This window comes from Edaphocola aurantiacus (genome assembly GCF_019797745.1).
Taxonomy (GTDB): Bacteria; Bacteroidota; Bacteroidia; order Chitinophagales; family Chitinophagaceae; genus Edaphocola; species Edaphocola aurantiacus.
Window position 1 is genome coordinate 76996 of the sequence record NZ_VOSI01000004.1, and the last position, 15519, is coordinate 92514.

Genomic DNA, 15519 nt, shown 5'->3' on the forward strand with positions numbered 1-15519 from the left:
TGTTTGTCGGGTTTAAAGTTCTTGTTTGGACATATGCATATCCATCAGTTGCTGCGGTGTTTTTTTACGCAGCAGGAAGGCAATCATCAGTCCGAAAATACTATCTACCACTACCCAGCGGGCCAGCAGGTTCTTGGCTAATCCCCAGAAATCCTTACTGGATTTGGCCTGTCCCCTCACCATTTCTATCTGCTCCTTGATTTTTTCCGCACTCATTTTATTCTTATGCGCAAAAGCATCCATTGACTGCTCGTAGGTCTGGAAGAATGTAGGGTTGAAATAATTCAGGTAAAAATAAGTAAATAAAAGATATGCCACCTCTGCAAAGATGATCGCGATAAATATAGGCTGGAACAGATCTTTAATCTCTGCATATCCACCTAAACTACTGCGCTTTTGCGTACCGGTGATCACCAATGCAGCGATAATAATAAAGTAAGAAATAAAGCTACCCAGGTAAAATGCAAAAGGATTATAGCTTAGAAAGCTAAATTTGATCCACAGCATCAGCACATACAATGCTGCAATAATCAGTCCGGCTTTGATACCGAAGGCAATATTTTTTTTCTTCATAATAAACTAGAGAATTTGGGCTTTTCCGGTAAGTGTTTCGTTCAGCAATGGCGTGTTAAAGGCAAGGCTGGCTTTGTTTTCCGGTGTCAGCATCCATTCCGTATCATAGTCAAACAGGGTGAAGTCCGCAATGGAACCTTCTGTAACAGAAGCCGTTTCCAGTCCGAATATGGTTGCGATGTTCTGAGATAGCAGGGCAGCCCAGCGTTCTGCAGTAACATGCGGAGCCGCTTTACGCAGCATAGGCCAGCAGCTCTCCAGTGTAGCCATACCGGATTGGGTGTATTCGAATTCTTTAACTTTCGAATCCCAGTCCTGCGGCTTATGGTGTGTTGCAATAGCATCAATAGTACCATCTTCCAGCGCCTTGATCAGCGCTTTGCGGTCTTTTTCGCTTCTCAGCGGGGGATTTACTTTGTATAAGCTGTTGTAGGTCGACAGGCTGTCGTCTGTAAACAGCAGGTGATATGGCGTTACCGAACAGGTTACGGCTACACCATCTTTTTTAGCTTTTTTGATCAGGTTCAGGCTTTCGGCGGTACTTACACCGGAGAGGTGCAGTTTAGAACCTGTATAGCGGGCCAGTTCAATGTCGCGGTTTACCAGTAAAGTCTCTGCGATAACCGGTATGCCCGGCATACCCAGTTGTACAGAATTAGGTCCTTCATTCATCAGTCCGTCCGATAGCTCGGCCATAACCGGAATCTGTACCACTGTACCATTAAATGCTTTCACATACTCCAGTGCTTTCTGCATCAGTCCTGCATGCTGCAAAGGCTTCCAGCCGTCGGTAAAGGCAATAGCCCCTCCATGATACATTTCCAGCATTTCGGCCAGATTTTTACCTTCCAGCTGCTGCGATACAGCACCCATTACTTTCAACTGTACACGATGCCCTTTGGCGCTCTGCTGTACAAAGCTCACAGAACTTTTTGTAGCCAGTGCCGGATTGGTATTCGGAACAACGATAACTTGTGTAAAACCACCTTGTGCAGCGGCATTAAGGCCGCTTTCAATCGTTTCTTTATGCTCATATCCCGGTTCGGCAAAATCAGTCATTAAGCTGATCCATCCCGGGGCTATAAATCTGCCCTTTCCTTCGATGGTCTGTTTGGCCGTTACTTTAAGCGATTTTCCAATCTGGGTAACCTGGCCCTTTTCAATGAGTATATCTACAGTTTTGCCGTTGTGCGCAGAGGTCACATCGGCAACCTGAATGTTTTTGATAAGAACGGATGACATAATGCGCAAAGATAAACCTTTTGGTAATAAGTGAATTAAAAAACTAATGCTGCGGCACCCAGTATCGCTGCGTTTTTATGTTGCAGCGCCGATACCAGGAATTGTGGTTTGCGCTCTTTATAAACAAACAATAATTCTTCCTCAAATGCCTTTTGCGTAGGAACCAGCAAGTACTCTCTGGCATTAGCCAGTCCGCCGAAGAAAATAATTGCTTCCGGAGAAATGACTGTATGCACATGAGCCAGTATCTTACCCAGCACTTTACCGGTCTGGTTAAAGATTTCCATCGCCATAGGGTTGCCCATCATGGCGGCATCTGTAATCTCCTGCGAGGTTTCAAAAGGGATCAGTTTATTGGCCAGCATGATTTTCTGGGCAGTCACCAGTATACCGGTCGCGGAAGCATAAGTCTCCAGGCAGCCTTTACGGCCGCAGCCACAGGGACGACCATTCGGCTTGGCTATAATATGACCTACCTCACCCGCCATGCCATCATGTCCATAGATCAGTTGCCCGTTAGATACGATACCACTGCCGATACCGGTACCCAGGGTGATGACCATAAAGTCCTTCATGCCTTTGGCCACGCCAAACTGCATTTCCCCCAAAGCCGCAGCCTTGGCATCATTGGTTACTACGGTATGCATGCCGACCATCTGTGCTGCAACCATATCCCTCAGCGGAATGTAGGTGCGCCAGGGCAGGTTGGCTGAACCGTTAATAACCCCGGTATGATAATTGGCACTCGGCGCACCGATGCCGATACCCCGTATCGGGCTTCTTTCTTTATGCTGGTCCAGGATAGATTGCAGATGCAGGCAAAGGCCCTGAACAAAATCCTCCGGTGTGGAAAAGCTGTCCGTACGGATTCTTTGTTCTCTGGTGATATTACCTGCTTCATCAACAAGCGCGAATTTGGTATAGGTGCCACCAATATCCACTCCTATGGCATATTTTTTATCGTTCATATCTTAACTTAACAACAATAATTGTACTTTAGACGCCAAAAATATATATAAATGCAGGATAATAATAAAAATAATTACGGCTTTGCATTGTTGATTATCGGGCTGCTCTTTTTCATCTTCGGTTTTATCACCTGGGCCAACAGCCAGCTGATTCCTTACCTGAAGCTTGCCTGTCAGCTGACGACTACCCAATCATATTATGTAGCCACTGCATTCTTTGCGGCATACTTTGTCATGTCCATACCCTCTTCCTATGTACTAAAAGCTACCGGCTTCAAGAAAGGAATGTCCCTGGGCCTGTTCATTATGGCTATTGGTGCCCTTATATTTATTCCTGCAGCCAATGCCCGCAGCTTCCCCCTGTTCCTGACCGGTCTGTTTATCATTGGCACGGGACTGGCACTGCTGCAAACCGCTTCCAACCCTTATGCTGCAGCCATCGGACCTAAGGAAAGTGCTGCCCGTAGGATCAGTATTATGGGCGTATGTAATAAAATTGCGGGAATTATAGCCATATATACGCTGGGCGGCATCATTCTGAAAGATGGAGATGCCCTGGAGCAGCAACTCACTACAATGGATCCGGTAATGAAGGCGCAAACGCTGGATGCCCTGGCACAGAAAGTAATTACCCCATATACCTGGATTGCGGTTGCCTTTGCTGTTGTTGGTTTACTCCTGTTTTTTACCCACCTTCCTGAGATTCCGGATGAGGATAATGCACCGGAAGTGCAAAATGCTACTGCTGTTCAGAAATCAAGCGTACTGGAGTTCCCGCACCTGGTGATCGGTGTGCTGGCCTTATTCCTGTATGTAGGGGTAGAGGTAATCAGTTATGATACCTTTACCGGCTTTGGTAAATACCTGGGTTATTCTCTGGATGTATCCAAACACCTGGCTACCTATACCGGTTATACCTTATTACTGGGTTATGGGATCGGTATCTGGGCTATTCCCAAATATATCAGTCAGCGCAAAGCACTGGCGGTTGCCTGTATATTAAGCATGTTACTGGTAGTATTATCGGTAACGACTAATGGAGAAGCTGGCCTGAAAACCTTTACCCTTATGGGGCAGGAGCTGAGCATACCAACGCATCCTGCGGTATGGTTCTTTGCCCTGTTAGGCTTTTCCAATTCGGTGATGTGGCCTGCGATCTTCCCTATGGCGATAGATGGCCTGGGTCGTTTTACCAAAATGGGTTCTGCACTGCTGATTATGGCCATTGTAGGCGGCGCAATTTTACCACCATTATATGGCCGCATATCTGAACTGAATGGCATCAATGTACAGACCGCTTATTATATGATGATTCCTGCATATCTCTTTATCTTGTACTTCGCATTGAAAGGATACCGCATGGGAAAAAGATAAGTGGAAAGTGATATTAAATAAAAAAGCCTGCACAAAGTGCAGGCTTTTTTAGGGACAATTATGTAATGAATTAATCAAAAATATTGATCAGACGGGTGATGTAGAAATAAGAAGCCAGCTGTGCCAGAATACCCAGGATATAACCCAGGCCTATCTCCCCATTGGTGTGTGCACGTAAAACCAGTCTTGCAGAACCGATGATACCGGCGATCAGCAGAGAGATCATCAGCGGCATAAACAGGTTGACACGGCTTACGATCATGGCTACGATCAGGATACCAATCATTCCACCTGCGGCAGCGGCATGCATGCTCACTTTTTTAAAGATATTGACCATGAAAATGGCAATGATACCCCAGAAATTACCCAGCAGGAAGATACGCAGTACCTGCGGTGCTACTTCCGGTTGTTTCATGTTCTTGAACACCATATACGCCCAGAAATAGAAGATCATGGTGGCGATCAGGGGAATAATTCTGTCTTTGGAATTATTCAGTTTGATGCTTTCAATGAAGTTTAAGCGCTTCAGCAGGAAAATAGTGACCAGAGGGAAAAAGATTGTATTCAGTGCGAGAATACCCGTCCAGCTATACATCGTTTTCATGGTAATATTACCAAAACTTACCCTGTTGATGCCATACAGCACAAAGGTCATAATAACCGGCATAAAGACCGGGTGGCACACAACAGAAACGATATTGGCCAGTATGCGCAATGGTTTCTTATGGTCGAGTGTATTGATTTTTAAATGCGATTGAGGCATAAAAGGCAATAAATTTGGCTGCGAAGATAAAGTTATTTGACGGTTTTGCGGCCGCTAATATATTTAACGCCACATTATTAACAGCTTGAAGCAAACATTATGAAATTGTTGTATTTTTGTATGTTCTCAAAAAAATTAATAATGTCAGAAACAGCAATTAAGGATATGGCAGAAGCAACCACAGTTATCAGCAATATTCAGCAAATTAAAACAGTATCTGTAATCGGTGCAGGTACTATGGGAAATGGTATCGTGCATGTATTTGCCCAAAACGGGTATAAAGTACAAATGATCGATATCGCTCAGCCGGCCCTGGATAAGGCCCTGGCTAATATCGGTAAAAATATGGACCGCCAGATCACTAAAGGCAGTATTACCGAAGAGCAGAAAAATGCCGCCCTGGCAAACATCACTACCCATATCGATATGGAAGGCGGCCTGAGCGGCGCTGACCTGGTAGTGGAAGCAGCTACAGAAAATGTAGACCTGAAACTGAAAATCTTTAAAGACATCGATCGTTTAGCTCCGGCTCATGCGATCCTGGCTACCAATACTTCTTCTATCTCTATTACCCGCATCGCTGCTGTAACGTCAAGACCAGCACAGGTTGTAGGTATGCACTTCATGAACCCGGTTCCGGTAATGAAGCTGGTAGAAATCATCAATGGTTATGCGACTACAAAAGAAGTTACACAAGTAATTTACGATCTGTCTGTACACATTGGTAAAGTACCTTGCGTAGTAAATGACTATCCTGGTTTTATCGCTAACCGCATCCTGATGCCAATGATCAATGAAGCGATCATCAGCCTGCAGGAAGGTGTAGCTGGTGTAGAAGAGATCGATACGATTATGAAATTAGGTATGGCTCATCCGATGGGACCACTGCAACTGGCAGACTTTATCGGTCTGGATACCTGCCTGTCTATCCTGAACGTACTGCATAACGGTTTCGGTAATCCTAAATATGCTCCTGCTGCTTTACTGACCAATATGGTACAGGCGGGCCGTCTGGGTGCTAAATCCGGAGAAGGTTTCTACAAATACACTTCAGGTAGCAAAGAACTGGTGGTAAGCGATAGCTTTGCCGGTAATCAATGGAAGTAATAATATAGCACAGGCAACCTGTTGCTGCATTTGCATAAAAAGGAACGGGCCGATATATATCGGCCCGTTCCTTTTTATGTTTAAGGTTTCTTTGTAGAACCTTGGGGAAAATTTAGTCTAAAGTCTTTATCCAGGATGCCAGGCTATCATATTGCTCATCGATCCATTCATTAGGCAGTTCCTGTGCCGGCTGGGTAGTATGCAGGAATACCGTTTTCATACCCATGCTTCTGCCAAATTTCATATCACTGTAATTATTGCCGATCATAACCGATCGGGCAAAATCTATATCTTTAAAATCTTCCTGGGCCTTCAATGCCATACCTGTATTTGGTTTGCGCATCAGGTCATCACTATGCAATGCCGGAGCATGATAAAAGCAGTCGATGTGGCCCTGGTGTGGCGTTAATGCCTCTTGTATACTTTGGTGAATCTCTTCCAGGTCCTGGCTTGTCATCAAGCCTTTGCCGATACCCCTCTGGTTGGTCACCACCAGCACCAGGTCAAAGTATTTGCGGGCACGGGCAATCGCTTCCAGCGCGCCTTCATAAAAATGTAATTCTGAAGGATTGAAAATATAACTTCCTTCTTTTTCAATGTTGATCACCCCATCGCGATCCAGGAATAATGCTCTCATGTTTTACTGTCCGATCTCTTTTTGCGCCCGTAAGTAATCTTCCTCCACGCCTATGTCTATAAAATATCCTTCATTAATATATCCCTTCAGGCTATGCTTATCTGCTTCCGGTTCAAAGAATTCTTTTTCCAGGGAGAAGCGGTCCTGCATATCCTTAAGTAGGGTAGTGGTATGGTTCAGCAGGTAAATGCCACCGTTGATGAGGCCCTTGTCGCAGGCCTGCTTTTCGCGGAAGCCGGTAATGTATTGGTCTTCGTCCAGGATAACCGTACCATAACGCTCAAATTGTTGCATCGGCTTTAAGGCAATCACTGCTTTGACCTCGTCGTTGAGTCCTTCGCTCATTTCCCTCAGGGGGATGTCGAACAACGTATCACCATTGAGTACAAAACACTGATCAGAATGGCATTTCAGCAAAGCCCTTTTCAATCCGCCGCCCGTGCCCAGGGGTTCTTTCTCAATCACCCAACTGATCTTGAACGTAAAGGCTTTGGTTTTGAGCCATTCCAGTACCATCTCATATTTATAACCCAGAGATAAGATCACATGATCGCAATATTGCTGCTCCAGGTAGTGAAACAGGTGTGCGAGGAAAGGCTGACCATTGACTGGTGCCAGGCATTTAGGTACATCCGGTACGATGTGTTGTAAACGGGTGCCCAGGCCGCCCGCCAGTACGATACATTCCATACTCATATCTTTTTAGCCTTTGAATAATGCTGCTTCAACCAACTGACAGGCGATATGCCCCAGGGTAATATGGCACTCCTGGATACGTGGCGTATCATCAGAAGGAATATTGATCAGTATATCAGAGAGGTCTTTCATCGCCCCGCCGGTACTGCCGGTAAAGGCCACTGTAATGATGCCCATTTCCCGTGCCTGTTCAAATGCTTTTACTATATTGGTAGAATTACCGGAAGTGCTCAGTCCTATAAGGACATCGCCCTTCTTGCCGGAGCCTTTCAGTAAGCGGCTGTATACCATATCATACCCGTAATCATTGGCTACAGCTGTCAGGTAAGAAGTATTGCAGTGCAGTGCTTCGCTGGGCAGGGGATCGCGGTCTGTGTAGAAACGACCGGAAAACTCTGCTGCCAGGTGCTGTGCGTCTGCTGCCGAGCCGCCATTGCCGCAGAACAGGACTTTACCTCCATTACGGAAGGTTTCTGTGATCTGTTCTGTCAATGATTGTACACGGGCAATCAGTTCCTGGTCTTCCAGGATTTGTTGCTTTACGTCTATAGAACGTTGAAGTATTGCTTGAATTGAAGAGGTCATTGTTTTACTTTTTTAGACCATACCAGTGCCGCATTACAGCCACCGAATCCGGCAGCAGTTTTTGCAAAATGCGCGACAGGCTGATGGCCGATCGAGGTAATAACGTGTAAAGGTACGCTGGTATTGCTTTCCTGGAAGCCCGGTACCGGAATCAGGGTATCCTGTTCCATAGCTTTAAGGCTGATGATACTTTCCAGCAGGCCCGAGGCACCCAGTGTATGCCCGAAATAAGGTTTAAGGCTGTGTACCGGTACTGCCGACAGAGCAGCATGACCAATAGCCTTAGCTTCCATTTCATCATTATAATTAGTTGCCGTTCCGTGTGCAGAAATGAAACCGATATTCTGTGGTTCAAGCTGTGCTTCAGCAAGGCTCTGGCTGATGGCCATGCCCAGTTCTGCTCCCGTTTTGGACGGGCCGGAGAGGTGGTTGGCATCATTGCTGATGCTGCCGCCGCTGAGTACCGCAGTGTGGCTGCTATATTGTATATCAGTACTCAATACAATACAGGCCGCAGCTTCACCCAGGTTCAATCCTTTTCTTTCCGCATCGAAGGGACGGCACTGCTCATCTGAAAGTGCCTGGAAAGAATTGAAGCCGGCAAGCACGAAATCGCTGATTACATCACAACCTGCTACAACAGCATGTTTGTACAGACCAGCCTCCAGCATACGTCTGGCGGTGATCTGGGCAGCTGCCCCGGAGATACAGGCTACCGATACATTAATAACCGGGTTGGGGTGTTTGAAATAAGCAGCAATGCGTTGAGCCGCAGCGGGAATAGATGCCAGTGCTTTGCGCTCCGGATCATTGATCCATTCTATATTTCCTTTGGTCGTAGATAAGATCAGTACGGTATCAGGATCTGTCAGGCTGATGGCTGTTGCAGATAAGGCCTGTTGTATCGCCGCAATACACATCTGCTCAAAACGGCTGTAACCGTTTAGTGCTGCTGTGTTGAGTGCATCATATTGTGCCTCCTGCATTTTGCCCAGCATAAAAGTATTGCCGTCGGGAAAAGACACCGGACGAATGGCGCTTGTGCCATTTAGTACCGCCTCGTATACCGAGTCGGTATCAAAGCCCAGGGGGCTGATTATAGCGTCGGAAACATGGTAAATCATATTTACTTGTTTTCCTCCTGTAAAAATATTTTGTATTCTGCGCGGGCAATCAGTTTATCTCCCGAATGAATGATCCCGTTAACGATAAAGGCATTCATCACCTGCTGTACATTGGTTGTAGTCGTGGTGATCTGCTCACCCACTTTAGGCAATGCATGTATCTCCAGTTGTTTTACCTGCCCTATAAAACCCACAGGCGGAGCCGCATGATGCTGTGCCGCCATATATCCCGTACCCGCAGCAGCGGTCTGGGCCATGTTTTCAATAAGGCCGGGTTCCGTAAAATATCCTTCCGATACAAACAGATGCTCTTCAGGTATGCGAAAAGTAGTAGTAGTCTGCTGCTCATTTGCTTCTGTGATCTCGTCGATCATGACAAAAGGAGCAGCCTGAGGTATATATTGCACAATCGTTTGCTGTTGATACTTAAGGCGTGAAGTTACGATAATTTACGCTTTCTGCTCTTCCCAAAAATCGAAGTAGTTAAACCACTGATCCGGGTATTGCTGTACTTTTTCTTCCAGCGCAGCCACATAATCTTCCAGCATACGCTCGGCGCCCAGCATGCCACGTCCTTCGTAGACCTGTGGTACCGTTGCCGTAAAATGATAATGCAGATCGGCCAGTTTCAGCGTAAATACGATACTTACCGGTGCGCGCAGCTTGCTTGCGAGAATGAACGGACCTAATGGGAAAAGGGCTTCCTTGCCCAGGAAATCATGCTTAATTGTACGTGTGCCAGGCACATAACGATCGGCATGGAGGCATATCAGCTCATTACGGCTAAGGGCCGCTGACATCTCATATATATGCGACATGTCATCTTTGATGAAAATAATATTGAAGGTTTTCTTATCCGCAACCTTATCCAGGTATTGTTTGATCTGGGTGTCTTCGCCATCGTACATTACGATATTGATCACCGTTTCCAGTCGCTCCAGCAGCTGACCGGCCAGTTCATAATTGCCCAGGTGCGCACTCACGATAATGCCGCCTTTACCGGCATCAACCATATCATTCAGGTTACGCTCTCCTTCCCGTGTAATGGTAAACGGATTTTTGCGCGTACTGAACAGATATATTTTATCGAGAATAGTCTGCCCAAAACGGATAATGTTTTTACGGATCAATTTACGGGCAGCATGGGAGTCCATGCCCAGGCGTTCCTGGTACAGGTATTTTAGGGGACGGGTAGCAGCCGGTACAAAGAAAATGTAATACCAGCCTACTATATACAGTAACGCATAGGCTGGTTTGAGACCACCTATGCGTAACAGGAAGATAAATATTTTATATCCTAATGCGGATCCTTGAGATTTTCCACTCCACTGAGCCATAATAAGGGCAATAGTTCTGGTACTAAGCGGCTACCAGACGCTTTTCAACATAATTGTAAAAATCTTCGATTGTCTCCATGGTCTGGAAATCTTCCGGTTTTACTTTAAATCCGAAATTATTTTCAATCACAACAATTAAGTCAATATAATCAAGGCTATCCAGGTCCAGGGTCTCTTTCAGCTTAGACTCCGGCTGAATATCTTCTGCCTCAACTTCAAAATCTTCAACCAAAAAGTGGTTGATTTTGGCAATCATTTCTGCTTTTTCCATTACTTTATTAGGGATTTTTGGGTTCGGGGAACCTCCTGAGAGGCTCAAAAATCGGTCGCAAAACTACAATTATTTTATTAAATATTAAACATTTTGAGAATTAGAATGTGATTTTTTATATTTAATGTATTGTATATGTGTCAACGGTGTATTACGACCCTTAATCATTTGACCAGATGCAGGGATTTAGGTTTAATGATCAGGTACAGTACTAAAAAGATCAGGCGGCCGTTTCCAGCCGCCTGATCTTTTTGTATATCTATAATTAGTTTGCGTAATCGCTCATAAACTTAATGCGCATCAGCTGTAATTGTTCAATAGATACGTCGCTGTCTCTGAACTCTTCATAAGCTGCGTTCAGATCATCATCTTCCGCTTCTTTAAAATAATCAAAGATCTCTGCCTGCTCATTATCATCCAGTTCCTCATCTATACAATAACCGATATTCAAACGGGTGCCGCTGGCTACGATGGTTTCCATCGCATGCAACAGTTCGTGAACCGACAGGTCTTTGTTTTTGGCAATCGTTTCCAGCGGAATCTTTTTATCGATATTCTGGATGATAAATACCTTAAGACCGCTCTTGTTCACCACGTTTTTCATCACAAAGTCGTCCGGCTTTTCGATTTCATGCTCCTCAACATAGGCAGCAATCAATTCAATAAACTTCTTACCGAACTTCAGTGCCTTCCCTTTACTTACACCCTGGATTTTTTCCAGTTCTGCCATAGTAGTAGGGTAGCTCAGTGCCATGTCTTCCAGAGAATTCTCCAGGAAGATTACGAACGGAGGTAATTTTTTCTCTTTAGCCACCTGCTTGCGCAGGTCCATCAGCATTTCCAGCAGTACAGTGTCAGCTGCACCGGTACCTCCGGATTGTGTATCTTCTTCCTCTTCCTCCATATCCTCAAAACGATGATTCAATGGTACTTTGATCGGGAATATTTTCTTCAGGAATTTACGGCCGTTTTCTGTAATCTTCAGCAAGCCGTATTCCTCAATGTCTTTACGGATAAAGTCCTCCAGCATCATCTGGCGAATCAGGGAGTACCAGAAGTTGTCATCCATCTCCATGATCAGACCGGCACCGTAAGACGATAATTTGTTATGTTTGAATGTAGTGATCTGAGGGTTTTTCTTACCCAGTACCAGGTCCACCACATAATCAATACCAAAGCGTTCGTCCAGTTGGTCGATCGCATCCAGTATGATCTTAACGCTGTCTTTTACATCCAGCTTCTCTTTAGGATTACAACAGTTGTCACAGTTACCGCAATTCTCGATACGATCAATCTCACCGAAATAGTGCAGCAATTGTCTTCTGCGACAAGCCCCGCTTTCTACATAAGCAACCGTTTCAGCAATCAGCTGAGCACCCATTTCGCGTTCACTCAAAGGCTTGTCCCTCATCAGGTGCTCCAGTTTCTGAACATCCTTATGAGAGTAGTATAAAATACACCTTCCTTCCAGTCCGTCCCTTCCGGCACGACCGGTTTCCTGGTAGTAGTTTTCGATTGATTTAGGAATGTTGTAGTGCATTACAAAACGCACATCCGGTTTGTCGATACCCATACCGAAAGCGATAGTGGCTACAATAACCTCCACCTCTTCATGCAGGAACATATCCTGTCGCTGCGCACGGGTCGCTGCATCCAGACCAGCATGATAGGCAACCGATTTGATGCCATTGGCGACCAGTGTACTGGCCAGCTCTTCTGTCGTCTTACGGTTAAGGGTATAAATAATACCGCTCTTACCTTTATGCTGGGAGATAAACCGTACAATATGTTTCAATACCTGGTTTTTGGAACCCTTAGGTACTACTTCATAATACAGGTTTGGCCTGTTAAAGGAAGAAATAAATACCTCAGGGCCTCTCAGCTCCAGGTTTTTAACGATATCGTCCTGTACTTTAGGAGTAGCGGTAGCGGTCAGGGCAATAATCGGCAGATCAGGGTTGATCTCTTTGATCATAGCGCTGAGTTTACGGTATTCCGGGCGGAAATCATGTCCCCACTCAGAGATACAGTGCGCTTCATCCACTGCTACAAATGAAATAGTAATATCGGAAAAGAAATCAATATTCTCCTGTTTGGTCAGTGTTTCCGGTGCTACATACAAAAGCTTAGTCTTGCCGGATACCAGATCTTCCTTTACTTTACGTTGTTGTACTTTGCTCAGGCTCGAGTTCAGGAAGTGTGCCACATTATCATCATCACTATATCCCCTGATCAGGTCTACCTGGTTTTTCATTAAAGCGATCAACGGAGAAACCACAAGTGCCACCCCTTCACTCAACAGTGCCGGTAACTGGTAACACAGCGATTTACCACCGCCGGTAGGCATAATTACAAAGGTGTCTTTGCCGCCCAGAATGCTGTTGATAATCGCCTCCTGTTCTCCCTTAAAATTATCGAAACCAAAGTACTTCTGTAATTCTTTTTTTAAGTTTCTTTTATTTTTTACAGCCATTTCTACAATAATATTATGAACGCATTTTATCGATTGTTTGTCCGGTAAAGGGTATATAAATATAAGCTTTTTCCGGAATATTTTCTTATCAATTTGCTAAAATCAACAGCGATAAAAAAGCGAAACCCGTAATAGAGTTCCGCCGGGAGATACCTTAAAAAACTGTTTTTTGCCAGCAAAGTGAATCTAGTAAAGTGTTTTGTCGATCTGTAATACGATAAAGCACTAAGATGTACTTTTTGAGCGCGCAAAGATAGTTCTTTTCAGTTTAATATGTTTCATAAACTTTCTGTAAAATAAGGAAAACCAAGAACGTATGGCTGTTAGTATTGCCTGTATTGCTTCTGCGTTTTTTTCTGCTGTTTCCCGGCAGCTATTGAGCTGTTAAGGTCTGGTTATTGGATTGGTTATATTTTTTCGCACGAGAAGGGTATTTTACTTTAGTACTCGGATACTAATATATCTATTTGAAAAAAATGCAATTCTGATCAAGACAGTGGGATTTTTCCTGAGCTAACTGTATTTGCCGGCAATTGGATACAACCATACCCTATTGAGTTAAAATAATGATTTCCTGCAGCCTTTTCTGGCTGTTGGGATGATAGAGCTGTATTACCCATTTTTAATTTATAAGATGTTATGAAGAGAACATTACCAAACCTTTGCGGGATTCCTATGTCCCGGAAATGGAAACTATTTTCCATATTGACCATATGCACTTTGAGTGCAACTGCCGATGCGCGGGCACAAACCTGGAACCAGGTAGACCTGATTGATTTCAATAGCCTGACTTATGAAAGTGATTATACGGACAATGGCAGTGCATATTATGAAAATGCGGCGTCGCCTTCCTCCGGCCCGAGAAATGGCCTGATCAATGGTAGCTGGGAGGTGAGCAATACCAATATAGGAGCAACCCAAAGCCCGAACAATGCTTCCGGAGGCCGTTTTCTGATGTATTGGACAGATAACCTGTTTTCTGCATCCGCATCTGCGGGTGTCGTCTTCAGCAAAACATACCTTGGTCTTACCATTGGCCGTACGTACCGCTTTTCTTTTAAATATGGTTTCTTGCTGCAAACAGGTGGTTCCGTATCTGGTGCGCCTACTTTTACTATTTTGCGGGATGGAGGGAATAGTCAGAGTGTGACCACAGCAACCACAAGCTGGGCTACGGCCACAGTAACTTTTGTGGCTACCGCAACGAGCCATACCCTGGCAATCAATAATGCCCAGACTGCTGTCAATGGGAATGATTTTGGCTTGGATGATATTAAGCTGGAAGTATTCCAGGCCGCTTTACCTATTACCCTGAGTTACTTTAATGCCGGTATCGGCGCAGAAGGTGCAGACCTGCAATGGGAAACCCGTATGGTGAAACAGGCCAAAGGTTTTGAAATCGAGCGCAGCGCTGATGGCAAAAACTGGAATACTATAAATGTTGTACCGGTATACAAGGCAAACAGTAATGAAGCAGAGCGATATAGTTACCATGATCCATATGTTGCAGCCGGATCTGCGTACTACCGTCTTAAACTGGTAGATGCGGACAATAGTTTTGAATATAGCCTGGTGCGCAGGATAGAGCGGGCCGTCGGCCGGCAATTGAATGCATTTCCTAACCCTGTATCCGGTGAATTGACGATTGCGGGCATCAGTGAAGGGGAGGAGATCGCAGTTTATGATATTACCGGAAAAACATTATTGCAGCAAACCGCTACCACAACGCAGATACAGGTCAATACGACTGATTGGAATGCGGGCTGGTATCTGCTGAAAGTATCTGGAAAGGGACAAATACAGCAGCTGAAGCTGGTCAAAAAATAAACATTCTTATATTAATTGTTCTGTATATCATTATGGCCGGTGCATGCACCGGCCATAATGATATACAGCCGGATCTTTAACAATACAATTGTAATATATTAAGAATTTCTTTTAAACTTAATGGCTAGCTTTATATCTATTAATTATTAACCAAATTCAAGATTGCACAATTGAAAAACAAAGGAACTTTTATGCCATGGGCACGTTTACGCAGATTTTATGGCTTATTTAAAAAGCGTAATATCATTCTGCCGATGTTCCGTGAGGTTTTTGCCGGAACTTATAAGATGCCGGTACTGACTTTATTGTTGTTTATCGCATCCTTTTTCTACATCCTTTCTCCGGTAGATATTATACCCGACTGGATTGTGGTACTGGGCTGGATAGATGATCTGATCTTGTTTTCTTATGCTTCTAAATTCCTGGAAAAAGAGCTGGTACGCTACCAGCAAACTAAAGACTATATATCAGGAAAGCCGGTAGTACTCAATACCAAGTGGAAGTAAACAACTACATTTGCCAGCGCAACAACGCTGGCTTTT

The 15519-nt window shown here is 44.7% G+C and carries 16 protein-coding genes; 4 read left to right on the plus strand and 12 right to left on the minus strand.

Annotated elements, in window-relative coordinates; translation table 11 throughout:
• Window positions 1–12 precede the first annotated feature (12 nt).
• From FTD44_RS12275 to FTD44_RS12285, 3 genes are read right to left on the minus strand one after another with little or no spacing between them, the layout of a single operon-like run.
• Window positions 13–573 (minus strand): DUF4199 domain-containing protein, encoded by a 561-nt coding sequence (locus tag FTD44_RS12275; RefSeq protein WP_129019879.1) that lies wholly within the window; start codon window positions 571–573, stop codon window positions 13–15.
• 6 nt (window positions 574–579) lie between these two features.
• On the minus strand, window positions 580–1815 hold the full coding sequence (locus FTD44_RS12280) for a dihydroorotase (RefSeq protein WP_222166738.1): 1236 nt from the start codon (window positions 1813–1815) through the stop codon (window positions 580–582).
• A gap of 35 nt (window positions 1816–1850) precedes the next feature.
• Complete coding sequence (locus tag FTD44_RS12285; RefSeq protein ID WP_222166739.1) at window positions 1851–2783, minus strand: ROK family protein; 933 nt, start codon at window positions 2781–2783, stop codon at window positions 1851–1853.
• A gap of 51 nt (window positions 2784–2834) precedes the next feature.
• Between FTD44_RS12285 and FTD44_RS12290 the strand changes: the two genes are divergently transcribed.
• On the plus strand, window positions 2835–4157 hold the full coding sequence (locus FTD44_RS12290; protein WP_222166740.1) for a sugar MFS transporter: 1323 nt from the start codon (window positions 2835–2837) through the stop codon (window positions 4155–4157).
• Between the two features lie 70 nt (window positions 4158–4227).
• Here the strand turns inward: FTD44_RS12290 and FTD44_RS12295 are convergent, their stop codons facing one another.
• Complete coding sequence (locus FTD44_RS12295; protein WP_222166741.1) at window positions 4228–4920, minus strand: hypothetical protein; 693 nt, start codon at window positions 4918–4920, stop codon at window positions 4228–4230.
• Between the two features lie 141 nt (window positions 4921–5061).
• Between FTD44_RS12295 and FTD44_RS12300 the strand changes: the two genes are divergently transcribed.
• Window positions 5062–6027: a 3-hydroxybutyryl-CoA dehydrogenase gene (locus tag FTD44_RS12300; RefSeq protein ID WP_317196839.1), complete on the plus strand. Its 966-nt coding sequence runs from the start codon at window positions 5062–5064 to the stop codon at window positions 6025–6027.
• 112 nt (window positions 6028–6139) lie between these two features.
• Here FTD44_RS12300 and FTD44_RS12305 read toward each other — a convergent pair whose 3' ends face one another.
• The 8 genes from FTD44_RS12305 to recQ form a co-directional block, all read right to left on the minus strand.
• Window positions 6140–6664, minus strand: a complete 525-nt coding sequence (locus FTD44_RS12305; protein ID WP_222166742.1) for a D-glycero-alpha-D-manno-heptose-1,7-bisphosphate 7-phosphatase — start codon at window positions 6662–6664, stop codon at window positions 6140–6142.
• 3 nt (window positions 6665–6667) lie between these two features.
• Window positions 6668–7354, minus strand: a complete 687-nt coding sequence (locus FTD44_RS12310) for a nucleotidyltransferase family protein (RefSeq protein WP_222166743.1) — start codon at window positions 7352–7354, stop codon at window positions 6668–6670.
• Between the two features lie 12 nt (window positions 7355–7366).
• Window positions 7367–7945 (minus strand): D-sedoheptulose-7-phosphate isomerase, encoded by a 579-nt coding sequence (locus FTD44_RS12315; protein WP_222166744.1) that lies wholly within the window; start codon window positions 7943–7945, stop codon window positions 7367–7369.
• Window positions 7942–9069 carry a beta-ketoacyl synthase N-terminal-like domain-containing protein gene (locus FTD44_RS12320; RefSeq protein ID WP_222166745.1) on the minus strand — a complete coding sequence of 376 codons (1128 nt, stop codon included), beginning with the start codon at window positions 9067–9069 and terminating at the stop codon, window positions 7942–7944. The genes FTD44_RS12315 and FTD44_RS12320 overlap by 4 nt, the downstream gene beginning before the upstream one ends.
• A 2-nt stretch (window positions 9070–9071) precedes the next feature.
• Window positions 9072–9476, minus strand: coding sequence for a 3-hydroxyacyl-ACP dehydratase (locus FTD44_RS12325; RefSeq protein WP_237559449.1), 405 nt, complete (start codon window positions 9474–9476; stop codon window positions 9072–9074).
• Between the two features lie 42 nt (window positions 9477–9518).
• The gene (locus tag FTD44_RS12330; RefSeq protein WP_222166746.1) at window positions 9519–10406 is read right to left on the minus strand and encodes an LpxL/LpxP family acyltransferase; all 888 of its coding nucleotides are present in this window, start codon (window positions 10404–10406) and stop codon (window positions 9519–9521) included.
• Window positions 10407–10428: 22 nt separating this feature from the next.
• Window positions 10429–10677 (minus strand): acyl carrier protein, encoded by a 249-nt coding sequence (locus tag FTD44_RS12335; protein ID WP_129019869.1) that lies wholly within the window; start codon window positions 10675–10677, stop codon window positions 10429–10431.
• A 265-nt stretch (window positions 10678–10942) separates the two neighbouring features.
• On the minus strand, window positions 10943–13150 hold the full coding sequence (gene recQ, locus FTD44_RS12340; RefSeq protein ID WP_129019868.1) for a DNA helicase RecQ: 2208 nt from the start codon (window positions 13148–13150) through the stop codon (window positions 10943–10945).
• Window positions 13151–13789: 639 nt separating this feature from the next.
• On the opposite strand from recQ, the gene FTD44_RS12345 reads away from it, so the two are divergent.
• Both FTD44_RS12345 and FTD44_RS12350 read left to right on the plus strand, forming a co-directional pair.
• On the plus strand, window positions 13790–14977 hold the full coding sequence (locus FTD44_RS12345) for a T9SS type A sorting domain-containing protein (RefSeq protein ID WP_222166747.1): 1188 nt from the start codon (window positions 13790–13792) through the stop codon (window positions 14975–14977).
• Window positions 14978–15147: 170 nt separating this feature from the next.
• Complete coding sequence (locus FTD44_RS12350; protein ID WP_222166748.1) at window positions 15148–15483, plus strand: YkvA family protein; 336 nt, start codon at window positions 15148–15150, stop codon at window positions 15481–15483.
• Window positions 15484–15519 lie beyond the last annotated feature (36 nt).

Coding starts and splice junctions, on each gene's coding strand:
- recQ (WP_129019868.1), bottom strand. CDS start 13,150: ATGGCTGTAAAAAATAAAAGAAACTTAAAAAAAGAATTACAGAAGTAC.
- FTD44_RS12280 (WP_222166738.1), bottom strand. CDS start 1,815: ATGTCATCCGTTCTTATCAAAAACATTCAGGTTGCCGATGTGACCTCT.
- FTD44_RS12320 (WP_222166745.1), bottom strand. CDS start 9,069: ATGATTTACCATGTTTCCGACGCTATAATCAGCCCCCTGGGCTTTGAT.
- FTD44_RS12285 (WP_222166739.1), bottom strand. CDS start 2,783: ATGAACGATAAAAAATATGCCATAGGAGTGGATATTGGTGGCACCTAT.
- FTD44_RS12330 (WP_222166746.1), bottom strand. CDS start 10,406: ATGGCTCAGTGGAGTGGAAAATCTCAAGGATCCGCATTAGGATATAAA.
- FTD44_RS12275 (WP_129019879.1), bottom strand. CDS start 573: ATGAAGAAAAAAAATATTGCCTTCGGTATCAAAGCCGGACTGATTATT.
- FTD44_RS12335 (WP_129019869.1), bottom strand. CDS start 10,677: ATGGAAAAAGCAGAAATGATTGCCAAAATCAACCACTTTTTGGTTGAA.
- FTD44_RS12305 (WP_222166742.1), bottom strand. CDS start 6,664: ATGAGAGCATTATTCCTGGATCGCGATGGGGTGATCAACATTGAAAAA.
- FTD44_RS12300 (WP_317196839.1), top strand. CDS start 5,062: ATGTCAGAAACAGCAATTAAGGATATGGCAGAAGCAACCACAGTTATC.
- FTD44_RS12295 (WP_222166741.1), bottom strand. CDS start 4,920: ATGCCTCAATCGCATTTAAAAATCAATACACTCGACCATAAGAAACCA.
- FTD44_RS12310 (WP_222166743.1), bottom strand. CDS start 7,354: ATGGAATGTATCGTACTGGCGGGCGGCCTGGGCACCCGTTTACAACAC.
- FTD44_RS12315 (WP_222166744.1), bottom strand. CDS start 7,945: ATGACCTCTTCAATTCAAGCAATACTTCAACGTTCTATAGACGTAAAG.
- FTD44_RS12345 (WP_222166747.1), top strand. CDS start 13,790: ATGAAGAGAACATTACCAAACCTTTGCGGGATTCCTATGTCCCGGAAA.
- FTD44_RS12290 (WP_222166740.1), top strand. CDS start 2,835: ATGCAGGATAATAATAAAAATAATTACGGCTTTGCATTGTTGATTATC.